Here is a 17,479-nt window from a genome sequence, read left to right as displayed (position 1 = left end):
ACACTGGTAGGTCCCGGCCCCGCGCATCCCAAGACCGGCGCCGTCAGCTCAACGCGCCCGGCAGTACCACACTTGTACCACACCAACGCCACGCCACGGCGCCAGCCCGCGGCCAAAGCCCGCACAGCCACGAGAGGAACGGGAAGCCAGGCGCGCCCCTGCGGGCCACACCAGTACCGTACTGGTACCACACCAAGGCCACACCGGTACGGCGCCAGCCTGCGGCCAAAGCCCGCACAGCCACGAGAGAAACGGGAAGCCAGGCGCGCGCTTGCCTAGCCACACCAGTACCGTACTGGTACCACACTGTTTTAGGTCTCGGTCCGCCCCCCATCCCAAAACCCGCGGCACAGCTCAACGCGACACCAGTACCACACTGGCACCACGCCAGTGTGGTGCCAACGCAGCCGTACCACACCGGTATCACACTAGTACGGGCCGGCCCGCCGAGCCGGCCCGTACTGAAGCTGCGAGAGGAACAGCGACTGGTTTCCCCCGGACCAAGGACCACACTAGTATCAGGCCGGTACCACACTAGTATGGAGAAGGCCGAAACCACGGGCATACCAGGAACTGCCCCACGCCGGCGCTAGTACCGGGCACCACTGCGCATTAACAGCACGCATCCGCAGGCCAACACCGAAAGATATACCAGACCAGTACCGCACGAGTACCGCATTGGTAGGGCAAACAAAGTTAGGCAGGGCAGGGGAGTGGCAAGGCCTGGAGACTACTGCGGACGGCACCCAACCAAAGGTTGATTGCCGCCCGCAGAGACACGTAGGGGAGTGAGGAGAGGGCTATTCGGAAAGGCCCGAACCGTACCTCTCCTCGAGGACGGGCCAGACGAGGCGCTCCAAGATCTTTTGCTGGCTGATCTCCTCGACGAGTGCCGCAGTTCGCAGCAGCTCCAGCTGGGAAGTGCTGGCACGGAAGTTGATACCGCCGGTCTTGGGCTCGCGGTTCCGCTGTTTCCAGGCTTCCATAGCAGGAGCAAGGATGCGGGCCCTGGCGGAAGCGGACTCAGCCGGTTGCGGAGCCGCCGGCGTCCTCGACCTGCCGGACTTGTCAACTTTGGACATCGAGGGCTCGACCGGCTGGGGAAGTGCCGTTACAGGGGCAAGGGGCTGTTCCGCTTGAGCTGCAAAGGCCTCGATCTGCTTCTCGGTTTGCGGATCTGTGCGACCGCGCTGCCTCACCATGCCATGACCTCCTCCGTCAGAAGCTGGATCTCACGTTTAGCCTTTGAATCCTTCATCTCGACGACACCCAGCCCTTCCGAGACGCTGGTCTGATAAACCTTGCGGTCGTGCAGCTTGGTGTGGGCTATGCGTAGCTCGGGGAAATCGGCTAGGTAAGTGCGTGCCTCGGAATCGGCGTCGGAGAACACGTTCGTGGGCACCCGGTTGAGGACGGCAAGCGCCTTCAGGTCAGGATTGAAATCCCGTGCCTGATTGATGGTGACGACCAGGCTCTCGGTCGTGTCGAGGTCGGGCTGACTCGGAGGAATCGGCACGAGCATGAGATCGGCGGCTGTCATGGCTGTCCTCATCTCCGAGGAATCCTTACCCGGCGCATCGACGATCACCACGTCATACTTGTCGGCCAAGTCAAGTAGCGTCCCGCGGAGGTTGCCAGTCTGGCGAACCGTTGTGATGGGGGAGTACCCACCGTCTTCACGGTCCTTGGCCCAGGTGCTGGACGTCTTCACGGTCGGATCAGCCTCGACGATGATGACGCTCTTACCCTTGGAGGCGAACTCTACGGCTAAATTCACGGCGATGGTGGACTTGCCAACCCCGCCTTTCTGATGCGCGACCAGAATGATCACTTGGGATACCGTCCTAGTGTGGTGTCAGTGTGGTACCACTCTGGGACCAGAGCGCTCCACTGCCGAACTTGAGCTTCAAGGCCCATTACGGACCTTCTTTAGGTCTATGATTCCGGACCAGTCAGCCCTATCCCGGGAGGCGCGCCGCGACTGAATCCTGTGTTGGGCCTTAGGAAACGATCATCAAATCAAAACCCTGGTAGGCGCACGCTCACGAATCAGGGCTGGGCATACTGCCAGTTTCACGCGCGACGGAACGCTATGTCGGAGAGTGACCAAGCCTCGGGCGGCCCCTCGAACATCTCCCATGGATAGTCATCGTCGGGGGAGAGGAGTTCAGCGACAGTGTTGACGTTCTTAGCCAGCCATTCACGCCAAATGATCCGCTCGTTGCGGTAGCGCTGAATCTGGTTCGCAACGGCTTCCAGAACGCCAAAGTGTTCGGCCAGCTGCTTGAGGGAGGTACCCGGAACCACCGACCAGGCGCGGCCGGCGTCACGGGCGACCAGGTTCCAGCCAGCGAGGACTTCGAGTGCTTCGTGGACCGCGGAGCGGGAAAGTCTGGTGGCCGCGACGATGTCGGTGCTGGACAGGCCTGGAGAGTGTTCCAGGGCTTCGTAAACGAACGCTGCCGGCATACCCAATTCCCTGAACACCGGCCGGAGCGCGTGGATCTTCCCTTTCTGCCAGGTGGCGTCCTCGGCCGCGTTCTTCAGCTGTTCGGGGACGGTGAGCATGTAGAGATCGCCCTTGGTTCCCCGCGCTTTTTCAACGAGGGTGACCAGGGGATCCTTCTCACCGCGCAATTCCCTCAAATGGAGCCCGACGGTGGTGTGGTCAAGGCCCGTAGCCACGGCGATGGACCTGACACCGAATTCTATGAACCGGGAAGCCGTCATATGCGCTGCCTCTCCCAAAGCCCGCAGCACCATCCTCCTCGCCATGCCCGTTCTAGATTGCTGGTAACTCACTTCCCTGATTCTGAGTGCATTGCGCCAGGTCCGGATGAACCGATGCTCTGCATCGGGATTAGAAATCTGAGCAGGAGCCTTTATCCCTGCCGCCTGTGTATTTGGCTGGCTTGTGGGGGATCTGCGGACATTGTTCTTCCCGTCCTCGTTGGCCTTGTTTTTGCTGAGGTAATTGACGGCGCTCATCCAGTCCCGCCGCAGGGACGGCAGCCGGTGGCGGGCCGCGTACCGGGCGTAGAAGGAGGCCAGGCCCGGCCAGGTTCCCTGGAGCATGCGGCGTTCAACGTCGACGAGCTCGAGGCCGGCGGCTGCGGCAGCAACGATGACCGCCTGGCGGGCATCGGAGTCTGAGGCGTAGCGGTTAGTGTCGTACAGTCCGGTCTGGGCGAGCACCTGCATCGCACGGGACATCCGGCCGACGGGTCGGTCGACAACGGACGCGTCTATGTTTGCCGTGGTGAAGGTTTCCTCCTGACGGAGTGCCCTGACGGCTTTGATCTCGGCGGCCAGGTCCTCGATCATTGCAGCCCAGACCGCTGGGCTGTTGGGACGCCGGGCGATGTCGTAGGCCATGGACAGGCTCATCGCCAGCTGCTGGTGGCCACCGCGCTTATGCGGTGAACCGGGGGTTCGCATGCAGCCGTGGAGCAGGTTCTGGTGCGGGGTCTTGTCCAGGGTCCGGTACCGGGTGCCCAGCGCCTCGACAAGATCACGGGCTTCAGAGAAAGTGACCCGCTGCGCCAGCGGGACGTAGACGTGGCGGCCGCCGTTGGGGGAGTAGTCCTCAATCCAGCGGGCACCCACCGAGTGCAACCAGGTCTGGACGGCCCGGACCTCGGCCTGGACCCAGTCCTGCCCGGCTACGGAGGAGTCGAAGTCAAGGAAAATGGCAGCGCAGGTGCCGTCCTTACCAAAGATCCGTACCGCAGCAGGAACAGAAGGAAGTGCCTCGGTGAGGTTCCGTTCATGTTTTTGCGGATACGACTTGCCAGCGTCCTTGGAAAGGCGAACGCGCGGCTGACCTGCGAGAACAGGTGCAAGGGCGGCCCAAGCTTCAGCGGGCGAGCATGACGTGGAGAGGTTGCGCGACACGCCAGAAAAAGGTATGGCTGGCGACGCACATGGGAGTCCATGTACGATGAGAACAATCCTTTCGGGGAGAGTTGCTGACAGGCAATGAAAAGGGCCGATCTTGGCGGATCGGTTTTGTTACACAAATGAAGCCCTGTAAAGGACTTCCAAACGATTCGCGGACTGTTCGCCGGCAAGCATCCCAGTTCGTGAATCAGAAGCTTCGAAGGCCCGCCTCGTGCGGGCCTTCAACTTTTAAGAGGCTAAGCGGCCGAGTGGCAGCTCGTCCTGCTGGTGGATTGCGTGAAGCCTGGTGTTGGCAAGGCGCTCCTCAACCACGTCGGACAGCCAGTCGCTGACGTACTGGTACCCCTCCGCTTTTGCAATTTCCTCCATTGCATCCGCCTTAGGAGTAGCGATGCGGAAACCGACGAATTTGCGATCGCCTTTGGAGCGCCTGCCCGTACGAGTAGTTGGAGCCATCATCCCTGTCCTTTGAACTACGGCAGCCTTGGCTGCCTTTACTTCAATAGAGTGGTCGAGCCAAGTACTCAGCGGCCCTAAAGGAGCGAAATGCTGGACCTTCCAGCTCCTCTGAAACTGAACCTACCACCGGCGACTTCTACCTTCCGGCATTGAAACAGAAACAGCCTCGGCGTGTTGAAGTGGAAAAGACCCTGTAAGGCCCGTAGCTGGATTCGGGCTTGGATCGACGGAGTGCAGCATGTTCTCAATAGTAGTGCATCTGCACCTTATTGGCATTCGTTGGGTGCGCTTGCACCCCATGATTGCTTCTCAAAATCTCTCGGCGCGCTGAGCCTCGCGATCCTTAATCCACGTGGCGATTTCCTTTTCGAAGCGTGCCGGAGCTGAGTTCCACTCGCATTGGTGGGGGACTGGCGGAAATTCTACGAGCGTGACGGTTTCAGGGTTGCTCTTGGCGAATTGGGCCGATAGCTCGAAGGGGACCTCTGTATCGCCTGGCGAGTGGAGTACCAGGGCAGGTACGCGCAGTCGGCCAACGGGGTTGGTCCAGTCGAGCGTCTCGAAGTTAACCGGCTTGTTCAGGGAGGCGAGCCGGCTAACGGCGGGTGTTGAAAGTATGCGTGGCACCACCTTTGCGACGGCCCGGGGGAGGCCTGCGGTCTGGGCATTTTCGGAAATGACAGCTTCTGTGTTCGGGCCCGGCGATACCAGCACCAATCCGGCTATGACCTGCCGGTTGGCGGACGTTTCTGAAAGTAGTAACGAGATGGTTGCTCCCATTGACCAGCCAAAAAGATAGACCGCTTTTGCCCCACGTTCCACCGCGTAGGTGAGTGCCTTTTCCACGTCTTCCGCCTCCATGTGACCGTAGTGGCTCACCTGGCCCTGGGCGTGGTTCTCTGCGTCTCCGTAGTAGGACGGGACAATCGAGGTTAGGCCCAGCCGCGTGGCGGACTCTACGCTCCGAAGCATGGATTGGCGGGATGAACGCAGGCCGTGGACGTGTATAGCCCATGCGTCAGGCGATGGGTTGGCAGGATGGAAAACCCACGCGGGGAGTCCCTGCGGAACGAGCTGCACTTCTTCAAAGTCGAGGTGCAGTTCCTCGGGGGATGAGAATGCCTGGCCGGTCCAACTTCCGCGAGCAGCTCCGGCATCCAGGGTGCCAGTCCAGCGCAATATTTCCCTAGTTACCTCATGAGTGCCTGCATCATGCCGCAAAACCTCGCCGACGACGAGGTGCGTGTTTGGCATGACGATCCCATAGGTGCCCGGCGCTAGCGTTTTTGAATCTGCGTTCAACACGACGGTGGTGCGATCTCCCGATATCCGTAGGTCTACTACTTTCGGGTCTTTCCACGCCGTCATCTTTTTTCCAAGCGCTGCCGTTGCGGCGATCGGAAGCAGAAGGGCGGCGAGGGATGCCGCAGAGACCAGCCAAGGGTTGGGAGTCATGTACAAAGATCCTTACGTCGAAGACTTGATCGGGGAGTCAATTAGAAGTGCGTCGGCCTTGTGGGTCAGGCTTACCTCAGGGGTGTTCAGTGCAAAGCCTTTGAGTGTCACTAGGTCCCGCACGTGGATGAGCATCTGGTAGCAGGCAATTTTTGGCTGTCTCGCCACGTCCAGGAGCGGACGTTTGTCCTGACCGGCTCGTCCCAGGATCCGGCGGAGACGCAGCGCGTAAGCAAGGAATGTGCAGAATTCACGGAGGGACCGCACAGAGCCCCTTAGAAAGCCCACGCAGAGCAGGATTGCGCCCGAGAAGAAGGCGCTCACGTACACCGAATACAGCAGGGTCGAGAGTGCCATGCTGACAACATTGAAATGCTGCATCCAGAGCAGGACGACGTCTACAGCGTTCCCCAGTACTACCAGAGAAAAACCAGCTACGAAGATCTTCGATCGATTGGCAGAGCTCAGAATTGCAGCGAGCGAAAGAGCAGCAATGATTGCCACAAGCGATAGGTATACGGACAGGTAGAGGGCCGTCCACGGCTGCCTTATGAGCGCTGCGATGAACGCCTCTACGGAGGTGAACCGGTTCTGCTCGCCTGCGATCATGGTGAACGCGGCGGAGTAGGTGATGATGCCAAGCCCAAGAACCCTGCGATAGTAGGGTGGCGAATCCTTGGACGTGTGGATGAGAATCGCTCGATACATGAAGTGGAAGGCCGACGTCGTAGACGTTGCCCCCAGCAGGTTCCAGTAGCCCATTGATCCCATGGCCGCATCAAGCGTCGGGACGGGAACAACGAAGCCCAGACAAATTATGGCGATCAGTCCACATGTACCTGCAAGCCATCCAGGACGGGATGCTCTGACGCCTAACGCGTATGGCGCCCGGAGCACGAGAATCAGTCCGGTCAAGTAGAGCATGAGAGTGGCGAGTTCCCTCATCATCCGAAGGCCTGAATGCTCCGGGACTTACGGCTGATAAGAGAGGCGATTTTGAAAGCGAGGAACTCTGCTTCTCGTTCCGCTTCGCTCCAGAGCACTAACTCCAGGGCCTCTGTCTCGAGCTGCGTACCGGGCCGGCTGCACTCTCTATGCCGGCAAAGGAGGTGACCCAGCTCGTGGAAGAGGCTGTGCATCTGGTAGGCCTGAGGGTCGATTCCACGGAAGACAATGAGCGCAAAATTCGGAGTCAGCGCGAAGCTTCCGGTGGTCTTCTTAAACCTCTCGTCTACGGTCTGCTCAAGAAAGATAGGTTTTCCTAGGACGGTAGCAACGGCATCGACCACGTCCTGGGCAAGCATTCCCGGTTCCAGCTGAAGTTCCGACAAAGCCCGACTCGTCAGCGCCCTGGACTTGCGGGAAAGGGGCACTGGAATGCCCTCGTAGCTTCGCTCAAGCACCATCGTTCAGTCTTTTTTGGACTAGTTCGGCAAGTGCCTGCAATGCGCCGGCGTCCAAAGCACCTCGTCCCCCAAAACCCGTAACGCCGGCCCAAAGCAAGGCATTCTCAGCCCGCATATGGTTCTCCACGTCCTTCAGCACATTCTCGTCATCAGTGGACAAATAGTCACGATTACCAGTCAGAACATCCGAAAGCTCACCGAGCACGTGACGGCTTACAGGACCACCATTTTCGAGGAGCCTAACCCAGTTCCGGAACGGCAGTTCGATGCCCCGTTCGGCGAGCTGCGGGCTGTATTTAGCAAAGGCGGCACTGGCCTCTCCTGCGTTTTTCAACTCGAGGGTTTGGCGGAGGCGCGAAGCGACAATAGGAGAACGATTGACCTGAAGGTCAGTAGAGGATGCTGCAGCGAGAACCTCATGCATGGGGCTCTGCTGCGCAGAGAAACGTTGTTCCAGCACTCCCAAGGTGGGCACCTTTCCCTGGAGTGAGCGGAGCAGGTTTACCAATTTGGCCGTGCTCTCCGTAGGGAGGTCTCCTACGAAATTCTGCAGAAGGGACAGATCCGCCGCGACGATGTCTGCCGCGGCTTCGGCGCCGGCGGCCGTAAGCGACCACAGCACCTTCCGCTTATCTTCACCCGATCCACGCTCAACCAAACCCTTGGCGACTAATGAATCGACTGACCTAAAAGGGTCTCGGTTAAGGAGCAGCATCTGGCCCAAGTCCTGCATGGAGTAAGGGCCGGATTCGTTGAGCACCAGAAGTATCTCTACCTGTGCGCTGGTCAGATCACGAGCCTCGGCGTGCTCCAAAATCGACCGCTCCCACTCCTTTGAGAGGGCGAGAAACAGGTATCGCAGCTCCGAGGGAGCCACTTCTTCTTCGGACATAGCTCCCTAGCGTGACGTTGTACCTCGCACCATTCTAACGCGCACCGATTTCACGTCCTCCGGGCAAGAACTTGTACGCGACTCGTGACTTGCATCGAGACTGCGTGGGTGCTAGCGCATTACATCTTTTCGGTTACAGTGCACATGCACCATAACGTGGTAAATTTGGTGCATAAAGCTTTCGGGACACGGATCGACGTCCCACTTTCTTAGGGGACGGGGGACAGGCTGGTGCAGCGAAACACCGCCACGGTCGGAGCAGCCGTCATCGTTCCTACGCTCGTCCTTGGCCCGGTCTTCTCGATCCTGTTGCTCCTCACTCCGGCCAAGCCTGCCGCAGCCGACTGCGGCCCGGCAGTTTCGGTGTCGGTTGATGCCAATACCAAGGTCGATGGTTACTCCCAAGAGCAGTTGAAGAACGCTGCGGCGATCCTGGGTGCTGGCAACGCGCTGAATCTGCCCGCGAAGGGCCAGATGATCAGCGTCATGGTCGCCCTAGGAGAATCTGGAATGCGTGTTCTGGACCGTGGCGACGCCGCCGGGCCGGATTCCCGTGGTTTGTTCCAGCAGCGTGGGAACGGTGCCTGGGGCTCGTACTCGGATCGTATGGACCCAACCATCAGCGCGACCAACTTCATCAAGGCGCTGCAGAAGGTAGCCGGATGGGAACTGCTGGAGCCCACCATTGCCGGCAACAAGGTCCAGCGGAACGCGGACCCCTACCACTACCAGAAGTACTGGCCCGAGGCCGTGAAACTCGTCCAGGCACTCTCTACCGGCAAGTTCTCGCTGGAAGGCGGCGGCTGCGCCATTCCAGGACAGTCGGGCGCCGGGGATGACTACCCGTGGAAGAACTCACCCACGTGGATGCAGGCCGGAGCGGGAGCAGCGGTGGCGTCGCCGCTGGGCATGTTCTACCGCGAATGCGTGGATTTTGCCCTGTGGCGGGTGAATCAGCAGATGGGGTCCACGAGTGCACCGTTCAAGTTCCTCAATGGCACCTTCCGCCCCGACGGACAGGGCCTTGGCTCGGCGCTGACGTGGAAGGCCGGCTGGGACGCCAAGGGCTGGGCCACCGGCAACATTCCCCTGGTTGGGGCGGTCGTTTGGTACGCGCCCGGTGCCGGGGGAGCGGACCCGACCTTCGGGCACGTCGCCGTGGTCAAGGAAGTCAAGGACAACGGGACCTACGTCGAGGAGGGCTACAACGGCAACCCGCCGCCGGATGACCACAACTACTACACCCGCACCGTGAGCAACACGGTCCCGTCAGCCTTTCTGTACCTGCCCATCCAAGAAGGGAAGAAGTGAAAAAATCCCTGGCACTGACCGCGGTGGTCCTGCTGTGCGCGGCTTGCGCACCTGCAGCGAACACCATAACGGCCCCGGCGACCAGCGCGGTCGCCACAGCTTCTGCACCGGTCTCCCTGAGCGCGGGCAGCGGCCCGCAGGCCCCCGACGGCACCGTCCCGGCCACCATCGGCATCAGCTGGGACCAGGCCAGCAAGGACGCCGCAGTAGACACGGCCCGAAAGGCCATGACGGACTTCGCCCGCCCGGGCCTGGAGGACAAGCAGTGGGCCAACGACCTCGCCCGCTGGCTCACACCTCAGGCCACCGCCGACTACTCCGCCGTCGACCCCGCCAACGTTCCCGCCACCAGGGTCACCGGCCCCGTGACGCTGACAGTCGATGACACTAACGGCTACGGCGTTCTTGCAGCTGTGCCTACCGATGCCGGGACGTACGCCGTGCAGCTGCTTCGCACCGGCCCGCAGGCCCCCTGGAAGGTCAACCGACTCACGCCGCCCGCCTCGTAAGCGCCCGCACTTTGCCAACACCGTCAACGTAAGGAATCAGGTTTCATGAGCACTACACCGACAGAGGTCCTGGCCTTCCCGAACATCAAGGCCATCATCAGCGGCAACGGCACCGCCGAGGTCGTCGTCGCAGGAAATTCCCGCGTCGTCCCGGCAGGGGAGACGCTGCAGGATCTGCGCGACAACGCTCTGGCCCTTGTCGTGGCAGAAGCCAGGACGCTGCAGCGCCCCGTCCGGGTCCGCATTGAGGATCCCGAAGGCCACGGTGAACTGTTCGTCCACCCGGGCGGTAACGTCGAATCCGTCTCGTACGAAACCCGCCCTGTTCGCCGCCGCACGAGCGGACCCGCCAGCACGCGCGCTGCGGCCGCAGTCGAATCCACCGACACCACTCCAGCGCCAACGCCTGCGCCAAAGGAAGCTGCCCGGCCGGTGGCGGACCGTCAGCCGTGGCCGCCCCTTGCCGCGGAGACCGCCTTGGTTGAGGACGTTGCTCCGATCTCCGTGGCACCCGAGCAGGCTGTTGCAGCTGACGCTCCGGTCACCCGACGTAGTTTGAAGGAGACCTCCTTCCTGGTCAGCGCCCCGGTGCTGGAGCCGGCCACGCAGGGCTGGCGCGGGGCCCTGACCCGGCTGGGCTTTCGAATGGACCCCTCGGAGGAGGAGCTGTCCGAGCGGGAGGACATCCGCATCGTCAGCCAGCACTGGCCGGGCCCGCGGACCATCGCCGTGGTCAACCGCAAGGGCGGGTCCAACAAGACCCCCACCGTTGTGATGCTTTCGGCGATCCTTGCCCGCTACAGCGGCGCGGCAACGGTGGCGTGGGACAACAACGAATCCCAGGGCACTCTGGGATGGCGGACCGAGAAAGGTGCGCACGACCGCAGCGTCCTGGACCTGATCGATTCCTCCACGGAGCTGCTGTCCCCGTCCACGAACGCGGCCGAGATCGCCAAGTTCGTCCACCACCAGACCGCCGACAAGTTCGATGTGCTGCGCTCGGATGAAAACGAAGAAGGCGACCACGAAGTCACTGCAGAGGAAGTGGACATCGCCCACCAGGTCCTTACCCGCTACTACCGGCTGGTCATCGTGGACTCCGGCAACACCGCCCGTGCAGCGAATTGGCGGCGGATGATCGACCACACCAACCAGCTCGTCGTCCCGGTCACCGCCATTGAGGACCGTGCAGAAGCCGCGCGGCTGACGCTGCAGACCCTCGAATCCCGTGCTGGCCATGACGCCGAGCTGGCACGCAACGCGGTCGTGATCGTCTCCGAATCCACCGACGCCAAGCGCAGCATGACCGGAGACGCCCTGAAGCGCGCAAAAGCCGAGGCACAGCGGATCGCGGACGGCTTCGAGCCGTTCGTCCGCGCGGTCGTCCGTATCCCATACGATCCCGCCCTGGTCAACGGCCCTATCCGCTACGAAGCGCTTCAGCCCGCGACCCAGCGGGCATGGCTCGCGGCGGCGGCTGCCGTCGCCAGCGGCTTCTAGAGCCGGCCCACGGAACGTACGAGTTGGAAGGAGGAACCGTGCAACAGACCCTGAACCCCTGGATTACCCGCCCCACAGCGGATGAACCGGCAGAGGAAACACTGGCTGTGGCTGTTCCGCCGGCGGCGGCTATCAGCGCGCCGCTGCGGGGCATGGTCGAGCCAGACGCGGCAGACCGGCTGGCGTCCCGCAGCATGGTCGGCACAGCCCGTCTATGGGTTGTTGGGACCCATGGGGGAGCGGGTGAAAGCCGGATCGCTGACCTCATCGAATCTGCCCGTTCCACGGATCATTGCTGGCCGGTTCTCCCCAGCGGCGGAAAGCCGCGGGTGCTGCTGGTCTGCCGGGCAGACATGCGGGGCCTGACAACTGCCAGGAACGCGCTCACGCAGTGGGCGTCAGGGGCAGCCCCGGAGATCGACTTGCTTGGACTTGCCGTCCTGGCAGACGCCCCGGGAAAGACACCCAAAGCACTCCGGGACTTCGCCGTCCTCGTAGGCGGCGGGGCACCGCGATTCTGGACTCTGCCCTGGGTGGACGCATGGCGGCACACCGACACGACAGCGCGGCCAGCCATGCGCGGATACCAACGCTTCATTACCGATGTGGCCGCCCTGGCCACGGCAACCAACCCCTGAAAGGTCTCACCATGAACACGTTCACTGCACTCTCCACCAGCGTCATTCCCAACCCCACCCCCGTCGTCCCGGCACAGGCCGGCGGCCTGCTGACCATCCTGAACTGGGCCTCCGGCATCGGCCTGGTCCTCGGCGTCCTGGGCGTCATCATCGTCGGCATCGGCATGGTCATCCAGCTCCAGCGCGGTGAAGGCGCACAGGCGATCGGCAAGCTCGGCTGGGTCCTCATGGGCTGCATCATCATCACCGGCTCCGCAGGCATCGTCCGCGCCTTCGTCTAAGCCACCACCATCAACCGGAGGTTCCGTATGAGCCAGTCAACAGAGAGCACCACCGAAAGCAATCCGTTCACCAGACCCGGCTTCATCATCGCGGCGGCGCTGGTGGTCGCACTGGTTGCGGCAGGGATTGTCATCTTCTTGCTCCCTAAAGGACAAAGCAACGCTGAGCCCGCACCGACTTCAAGCGGCACAGCCACCGCCAGCCCCAGCTCTTCGAGCAACGGAGGCAAGAGCATTTGCGGGCTACCGTCTTCCTCGGAGACCTCACTGGGTACAGCGCCCACCTCAAAGTGGGAGTTGGTAGGCAAGATGGCGACCCCCACCGACCCGGAAGTTGGACCGGGCATAACCGATACGAACGGCTTCCGCTCATGCTTCGCACATTCACCCACGGGGTCCCTCTACGCGGCTATGAACGTCGCTGCTCTTGGATCCTCAGGGAAACCCGACATTCTCAAGCAGGTAGCCGACAAGCTTCTCGTCCCGGGAGCCGGTAGAGACGCCGCGCTGAAGGAGACGGCCAGCAGCACCTCATCCAGTGGCAGCAGCACAACGATTCAGGTGAAGGGCTTCCTGCTCAAGTCCTACACACCGTCGGAAGCCTCCGTCGATCTCGCCTTTGCTACGGACACGGGAGCCTTGGGCCGCACAACGTTCTCCATGCGCTGGCTGGACGGAGATTGGAAGGTCAAACCCTCGGACGACGGAGCCACCTTCGGCCATATCTCCCAGGTTAGGGACCTTACCGGCTTCATCCTCTGGTCGGGAGTCTGACATGGCTGAATGCAGTTGGGCAGACCTAGGTTGTGGCTTTGGCAACGCCCTTGAAGACATAGCCAACGATGCAATCGGCAACTTAGCGAAGTCCATCATGGAGGGAATGAGCCAGATGGTGACAACTCTGTCTACCTTCTGGGTGTCCATGCCGACTGTGAACCTCACCAGCGAGGATGGGGCAACGGCCAGTCCGGTCGTATCCGCTGTAAACAGCGAGTTGATGCCTTGGACACTGGCCCTGGCAGTCCTCGCCGTCATCATCGGAGGCATCCGGATGATCTGGGAGCAGCGCGGGGCGCCGCTCCAGGATCTGCTCCGTTCCCTGCTCACGCTTACTTTGGTATCGGCCATAGGCCTTGGCACGATCTCGATTCTGGTAGTTGCCGCCGATGCCTTCGCCAGTGCCATTATCGAACGATCCACTGACGGCAAGGGCTTTGCCGACGCGTTCCAGAAAATCGCGGCTATCCACACAAGCGATGCGGTCTTCATTCTTATCGTCCTGGGCTTGGTCGGATTGATTGCTTCCTTGGTTCAGATCGTTCTCATGGTGGTCCGCAGCGGCATGTTGGTAATCCTGGCCGGCATCCTGCCCACGACGGCCGCCTTCACGAATACCGAGATGGGCAGGCAGTGGTTCCAGAAGGCAGTTGGCTGGACCATCGCCTTCATCCTTTACAAGCCGGCTGCCGCCATCGTGTATTCGGTCGCGTTCCTGTTGATGAGCAAGACCAGCGGGAAGGATGCTCTGATCGGCTCCATCACGGGGTTCACGTTGATGATCGTTGCCCTGTGCGCCCTTCCAGCCCTGATGCGGTTCGTCACGCCGATGGTGGGAGCCGTTGCCGCCGGCAGTGGGGCAGCAGGAGGAGCCGCAGTGGGTGCCCTTGCCACAGGGGCTGTGTCGATGGGCCGGGTTGGCAGTGGACGGGGCAACGCCACGCCCACTCCAGCCAGCACCAGCAGCACAACCAGCACGAGCACAGGCAATGCTCCCAAAGGCAGTTCTGGATCTTCAGGCCCGCGCGGTGGGGGCGGGCAGCCCACGCCCGGCTCGTCAGGTCCGGGCGGCGCCGCCGGCACCGCAGGCAAAGCGGGAGCAGCAGCACCGGCCGGGGGTGCTGGGGCCGCGGCCGCGGGTCCGACTGGCATGGCTGTAGCCGCCGGCGTCCAGGTGGCATCCAGGACATCAGAGGCAATCAAGACGACCGCGCAGGATTCAACCGGTGAGGGCCCCAGTGGCAGCAATTAACACCGAATACAAAGAACCGTCCTACGGCAACTGGCGTGTTCCGCGCTCAGCCGGGCTGGGCAACCTCGGGGCTATCGGCACATGCATTGTCATGGTCGGCCTCCTGCTGGGCATCATCAGCTTCGCCATCTGGGGCCTGTTCGTCGGCCTTGGCGTCCTCGCCGTCGCCGGCGCCTGCGCCTTGTTGCTGACAGTGAAGGACAAGCATGGCCAGTCCGTCGTGGACCGTATGGGTATTCGCATGGCATTCAAGGTCTCGAAGTCCTCCGGAACCAACCTGTACCGTTCGGGGCCGCTGGGCGTGACTGAATGGGGCATTTACCAGCTTCCTGGGCTGGCCGCGAAGTCCACCCTGTATGAGTTCACCGACTCCTACAAGCGCCCCTTCGCCATGCTCCACGTACCGGCCACCAGCCACTTCACCGTGATCTTCTCCACCGAACCCGACGGGGCCTCACTCGTTGACCCCGAACAGGTCGATGCCTGGGTCGCCAACTGGGGCGGCTGGCTCGCCGGGCTCGCCGACGAGGCCGGCCTGGACGCCGCGGCCGTCACCGTCGAGACCGCCCCAGACTCCGGCTACCGGCTGCGGAACGAAGTCCTGATGAACATCGACCCTAACGCTCCGAAGTTCGCCAAGGACATGCTCCACGAGATCGTCCAGACGTACCCGGAAGGCTCGGCCACGGTCCGCGCCTGGGTGTCCCTGACTTTCAACGCCTCCCTGCGCGCAGGGTCGAAGAAGCGCGCCCCGGAAGATGTTGCCCGCGACCTGGCCTCCCGGATCCCCGGCCTGTCAGCAAGGCTGCAGTCCACCGGTGCCGGGATCGCTCGGCCCATGTCCGCGCAGGAACTCTGCGAGGTCGTCCGGATCGCCTACGACCCGCCAGCCGCGCTGATCATTGACGAGGCCCACGCGGCCGGCACCCCGGTCTCCCTGACCTGGGACGAGGTCGGCCCGACCGCAACGCAGGCCAACTGGGACGATTACCGCCACGACTCCGCATTCTCGGCCTCCTGGACCATGACGGGAGCACCGCGCGGGTCCGTGAACTCCTCCGTGCTGTCACGTCTGCTGGCCCCGCACGGGGACATTGACCGGAAACGCATCTCTCTGCTCTACCGCCCGATGGACTCCGCCAAGGCAGCAACCATCGTCGAAAGGGATCAGAACAACGCCAACGTCCGCATCACCTCAGGCACCCGGCCCACGGCCCGCGCCCTGGTCGATGCCCGCTCGGCCGTGCAGACCGCGCAGGAAGAAGCCCAAGGCGCGGGTCTGGTGAACTTCGGCATGGTCGTCACCGCCACCGTCATCGACAAGGAACGCCTCCCGGACGCGGTCGCAGCCATTGAACAGACCTCCGGTACCGCCCGGGTGCTGCTACGCCGCGCTTACGGCTCCCAGGACACCGCCTTCGCCGCGTCCCTGCCCTTGGGGCTGGTCCTGCCCAAGCACAGCATGGTGCCCTCCGAGATTAAGGACGCCCTCTAATGGCGCGCATGAGGCTTTTGACAGTAAAGAAGTCAAAGACAGTAAAGACAGCAAAGACAGTAAAAGCCTCGGCTAAGGAAGCAGGACCGGGCTCACGGGGCTGGATCGGACGGGGCGGCGGCATGGCCCAGCTGCTCCCCTCCGTCCGGGAGTACCGGGGAACGACCGTTCAGGTCTGCGGCCTGTGGCCGTTCTCTTCGGGCGCATCCTCGCCCATGATCGGTGTCCCTATGGGCCGGCATGAGGAAACCCAGGCCACAGTCTGTTGTGACCCGATCAGCTGGTTCCAGCGGGCGCGGCTGATTTCCAACCCTTCGGCGTTCATCCTCGGCAAACCTGGCCTAGGAAAGTCCACGGTAGTGCGGCGGATGTTCATCGGCCTTTCCGCCCAAGGCGTGCACCCGCTAATCCTCGGCGACCTCAAGGGCGAGCACGTCAAAGCCGTCAAAGCCCTGGGCGGGCAGGTCATCAAGCTCGGCCGCGGCGTCGGCTATATGAACATCCTCGACCCGGGCCAGGCCGTTGAAGCGGCCCAGCTGCTCGAAGACAGCGGCCACCACGAAGATGCAGCCCGGGTCCGCGCCGACGCCCACGGCCGGCGCCTGACCATGGTCGTCTCCCTCATCACCATCAGCCGGAACAACCCGCCAACGGACCAGGAACAGACCATCCTGGACCGGGCGCTGCGGGTCCTCGATGAACGCTTCGACGGCGTCCCGGTCCTGAAAGACCTGCTGGACGTGATCGTCTCCGGTCCGGACGAGTTGCGCCAAGTCGCGCTGGACCGCGGCGACATGAACGTCTACCTCCGGGAAACCCGAGCTCTGGAAGCAACCCTCCTGGGCCTGACCGGAGGCGGAAAGCTCGGCGAAATCTTCTCCCGGCAAACCACGAACCCGATGAAGCGCGACCGCGCCGTGGTCTTCGACGTCTCCAGCATTGACGAGACCGAGACGGACCTGCAGGCAGCTGTGCTGTTGGCCTGCTGGTCCTACGGCTTCGGGACCGTGAACGTCGCCAACGCCCTCGCCGACGCAGGGCTGGAACCACGCAGGAACTACTTCGTGGTCCTGGATGAGCTGTGGCGGGCCCTGCGCGCCGGCAAGGGCATGGTGGACCGGGTGGACGCCCTCACCCGGCTCAACCGGTCCGTCGGCGTCGGGCAGATCATGATCTCCCACACCATGTCCGATCTGCTGGCGCTCCCGGCAGAAGAGGACCGGATGAAGGCCCGGGGCTTCGTCGAACGCTCAGGCATGGTCATCTGCGGCGGCCTGCCCGCCTCCGAAATGCCGCTGCTGACCTCCGCGATACCGCTGTCCCGGCAGGAACAGCAAAAGCTCATCTCCTGGCAGGACCCGCCCGCGTGGGACTCCCGCGGGGTCGACGTCGAACCGCCGGGGCGCGGGAAGTTCCTCATCAAGGTCGGCGGCCGTCCCGGTATCCCGGTCCAGGTCGGGCTGACCTCCGTGGAACACGGCCCGGACGGGGTCAACGACACCGACGGGAAATGGCACGGAAAAAGTGAGAAGTTCGCGTGAATTTTGACGCTTTTGGCGTGAACTTGAGTACGCCCGGCGATTGCAGCGGGTGTGGGTGCTTAG

Annotated in this window: 18 protein-coding genes; 9 read left to right on the top strand and 9 right to left on the bottom strand. The window is 62.5% G+C overall.

Annotated elements, in window-relative coordinates; genetic code table 11:
* Positions 1 to 800: 800 nt before the first annotated feature.
* The 8 genes from J2X98_RS19850 to J2X98_RS19815 form a co-directional block, all read right to left on the bottom strand.
* On the bottom strand, positions 801 to 1,202 hold the full coding sequence (locus tag J2X98_RS19850) for a hypothetical protein (protein WP_307311679.1): 402 nt from the start codon (positions 1,200 to 1,202) through the stop codon (positions 801 to 803).
* Entirely contained in the window at positions 1,196 to 1,831 is a 636-nt protein-coding gene (locus J2X98_RS19845) for an AAA family ATPase (protein WP_307311677.1), read from the bottom strand. Before J2X98_RS19845 ends, J2X98_RS19850 begins: the two co-directional genes overlap by 7 nt.
* Positions 1,832 to 2,073: 242 nt before the next feature.
* On the bottom strand, positions 2,074 to 3,894 hold the full coding sequence (locus J2X98_RS19840) for a helix-turn-helix domain-containing protein (protein WP_307311675.1): 1,821 nt from the start codon (positions 3,892 to 3,894) through the stop codon (positions 2,074 to 2,076).
* A gap of 234 nt (positions 3,895 to 4,128) precedes the next feature.
* Positions 4,129 to 4,269, bottom strand: a complete 141-nt coding sequence (locus J2X98_RS19835) for a hypothetical protein (RefSeq protein WP_306969953.1) — start codon at positions 4,267 to 4,269, stop codon at positions 4,129 to 4,131.
* A 399-nt stretch (positions 4,270 to 4,668) separates the two neighbouring features.
* Positions 4,669 to 5,814: an alpha/beta hydrolase family protein gene (locus J2X98_RS19830; RefSeq protein ID WP_307311672.1), complete on the bottom strand. Its 1,146-nt coding sequence runs from the start codon at positions 5,812 to 5,814 to the stop codon at positions 4,669 to 4,671.
* A gap of 12 nt (positions 5,815 to 5,826) precedes the next feature.
* Positions 5,827 to 6,762 carry a hypothetical protein gene (locus tag J2X98_RS19825; protein ID WP_307311669.1) on the bottom strand — a complete coding sequence of 312 codons (936 nt, stop codon included), beginning with the start codon at positions 6,760 to 6,762 and terminating at the stop codon, positions 5,827 to 5,829.
* Positions 6,759 to 7,220: a hypothetical protein gene (locus J2X98_RS19820; RefSeq protein ID WP_307311666.1), complete on the bottom strand. Its 462-nt coding sequence runs from the start codon at positions 7,218 to 7,220 to the stop codon at positions 6,759 to 6,761. The genes J2X98_RS19825 and J2X98_RS19820 overlap by 4 nt, the downstream gene beginning before the upstream one ends.
* A complete protein-coding gene (locus J2X98_RS19815) occupies positions 7,210 to 8,112 on the bottom strand; it encodes a MarR family winged helix-turn-helix transcriptional regulator (RefSeq protein ID WP_307311664.1) in 903 nt (300 codons plus the stop codon). Before J2X98_RS19815 ends, J2X98_RS19820 begins: the two co-directional genes overlap by 11 nt.
* A 231-nt stretch (positions 8,113 to 8,343) precedes the next feature.
* On the opposite strand from J2X98_RS19815, the gene J2X98_RS19810 reads away from it, so the two are divergent.
* Genes J2X98_RS19810 through J2X98_RS19790 form a run of 5 tightly spaced genes read left to right on the top strand, consistent with a single transcriptional unit; the run spans position 8,344 to position 12,351 of the window.
* Positions 8,344 to 9,423, top strand: a complete 1,080-nt coding sequence (locus J2X98_RS19810) for a CHAP domain-containing protein (RefSeq protein WP_307311662.1) — start codon at positions 8,344 to 8,346, stop codon at positions 9,421 to 9,423.
* On the top strand, positions 9,420 to 9,932 hold the full coding sequence (locus J2X98_RS19805; RefSeq protein WP_307311659.1) for a hypothetical protein: 513 nt from the start codon (positions 9,420 to 9,422) through the stop codon (positions 9,930 to 9,932). Before J2X98_RS19810 ends, J2X98_RS19805 begins: the two co-directional genes overlap by 4 nt.
* Before the next feature lie 45 nt (positions 9,933 to 9,977).
* Positions 9,978 to 11,432 (top strand): AAA family ATPase, encoded by a 1,455-nt coding sequence (locus J2X98_RS19800; RefSeq protein ID WP_307311656.1) that lies wholly within the window; start codon positions 9,978 to 9,980, stop codon positions 11,430 to 11,432.
* Between the two features lie 38 nt (positions 11,433 to 11,470).
* Positions 11,471 to 12,070: a DUF6668 family protein gene (locus J2X98_RS19795; protein WP_307311653.1), complete on the top strand. Its 600-nt coding sequence runs from the start codon at positions 11,471 to 11,473 to the stop codon at positions 12,068 to 12,070.
* Between the two features lie 11 nt (positions 12,071 to 12,081).
* Entirely contained in the window at positions 12,082 to 12,351 is a 270-nt protein-coding gene (locus tag J2X98_RS19790) for a hypothetical protein (protein ID WP_307311649.1), read from the top strand.
* Here J2X98_RS19790 and J2X98_RS19785 read toward each other — a convergent pair.
* Positions 12,348 to 12,485 (bottom strand): hypothetical protein, encoded by a 138-nt coding sequence (locus J2X98_RS19785; RefSeq protein ID WP_307311647.1) that lies wholly within the window; start codon positions 12,483 to 12,485, stop codon positions 12,348 to 12,350. The genes J2X98_RS19790 and J2X98_RS19785 overlap by 4 nt on opposite strands.
* Before the next feature lie 175 nt (positions 12,486 to 12,660).
* Between J2X98_RS19785 and J2X98_RS19780 the strand changes: the two genes are divergently transcribed.
* Genes J2X98_RS19780 through J2X98_RS19765 form a run of 4 tightly spaced genes read left to right on the top strand, consistent with a single transcriptional unit; the run spans position 12,661 to position 17,416 of the window.
* Complete coding sequence (locus J2X98_RS19780; RefSeq protein WP_307311644.1) at positions 12,661 to 13,125, top strand: hypothetical protein; 465 nt, start codon at positions 12,661 to 12,663, stop codon at positions 13,123 to 13,125.
* A gap of 1 nt (position 13,126) precedes the next feature.
* Positions 13,127 to 14,380, top strand: a complete 1,254-nt coding sequence (locus tag J2X98_RS19775; protein WP_307311641.1) for a hypothetical protein — start codon at positions 13,127 to 13,129, stop codon at positions 14,378 to 14,380.
* Positions 14,367 to 15,875, top strand: a complete 1,509-nt coding sequence (locus J2X98_RS19770; RefSeq protein WP_307311638.1) for an SCO6880 family protein — start codon at positions 14,367 to 14,369, stop codon at positions 15,873 to 15,875. The genes J2X98_RS19775 and J2X98_RS19770 overlap by 14 nt, the downstream gene beginning before the upstream one ends.
* Positions 15,875 to 17,416: a helicase HerA domain-containing protein gene (locus J2X98_RS19765; RefSeq protein ID WP_307311635.1), complete on the top strand. Its 1,542-nt coding sequence runs from the start codon at positions 15,875 to 15,877 to the stop codon at positions 17,414 to 17,416. Before J2X98_RS19770 ends, J2X98_RS19765 begins: the two co-directional genes overlap by 1 nt.
* Positions 17,417 to 17,479 lie beyond the last annotated feature (63 nt).

The organism is Pseudarthrobacter enclensis, assembly GCF_030811655.1.
In the GTDB taxonomy this organism is placed as follows: domain Bacteria; phylum Actinomycetota; class Actinomycetes; order Actinomycetales; family Micrococcaceae; genus Arthrobacter; species Arthrobacter enclensis_A.
This window is presented reverse-complemented; position numbering and strand designations above follow the sequence as displayed.

Bases quoted from the DNA above. Each gene is read 5' to 3' on its own strand.
- J2X98_RS19820 (WP_307311666.1), bottom strand. From the start codon at position 7,220: ATGGTGCTTGAGCGAAGCTACGAGGGCATTCCAGTGCCCCTTTCCCGC.
- J2X98_RS19800 (WP_307311656.1), top strand. From the start codon at position 9,978: ATGAGCACTACACCGACAGAGGTCCTGGCCTTCCCGAACATCAAGGCC.
- J2X98_RS19775 (WP_307311641.1), top strand. From the start codon at position 13,127: ATGGCTGAATGCAGTTGGGCAGACCTAGGTTGTGGCTTTGGCAACGCC.
- J2X98_RS19785 (WP_307311647.1), bottom strand. From the start codon at position 12,485: ATGACAATCCCTGCCGCAACCAGTGCGACCACCAGCGCCGCCGCGATG.
- J2X98_RS19835 (WP_306969953.1), bottom strand. From the start codon at position 4,269: ATGGAGGAAATTGCAAAAGCGGAGGGGTACCAGTACGTCAGCGACTGG.
- J2X98_RS19830 (WP_307311672.1), bottom strand. From the start codon at position 5,814: ATGACTCCCAACCCTTGGCTGGTCTCTGCGGCATCCCTCGCCGCCCTT.
- J2X98_RS19815 (WP_307311664.1), bottom strand. From the start codon at position 8,112: ATGTCCGAAGAAGAAGTGGCTCCCTCGGAGCTGCGATACCTGTTTCTC.
- J2X98_RS19790 (WP_307311649.1), top strand. From the start codon at position 12,082: ATGAACACGTTCACTGCACTCTCCACCAGCGTCATTCCCAACCCCACC.
- J2X98_RS19850 (WP_307311679.1), bottom strand. From the start codon at position 1,202: ATGGTGAGGCAGCGCGGTCGCACAGATCCGCAAACCGAGAAGCAGATC.
- J2X98_RS19765 (WP_307311635.1), top strand. From the start codon at position 15,875: ATGGCGCGCATGAGGCTTTTGACAGTAAAGAAGTCAAAGACAGTAAAG.
- J2X98_RS19780 (WP_307311644.1), top strand. From the start codon at position 12,661: ATGGCGACCCCCACCGACCCGGAAGTTGGACCGGGCATAACCGATACG.
- J2X98_RS19825 (WP_307311669.1), bottom strand. From the start codon at position 6,762: ATGATGAGGGAACTCGCCACTCTCATGCTCTACTTGACCGGACTGATT.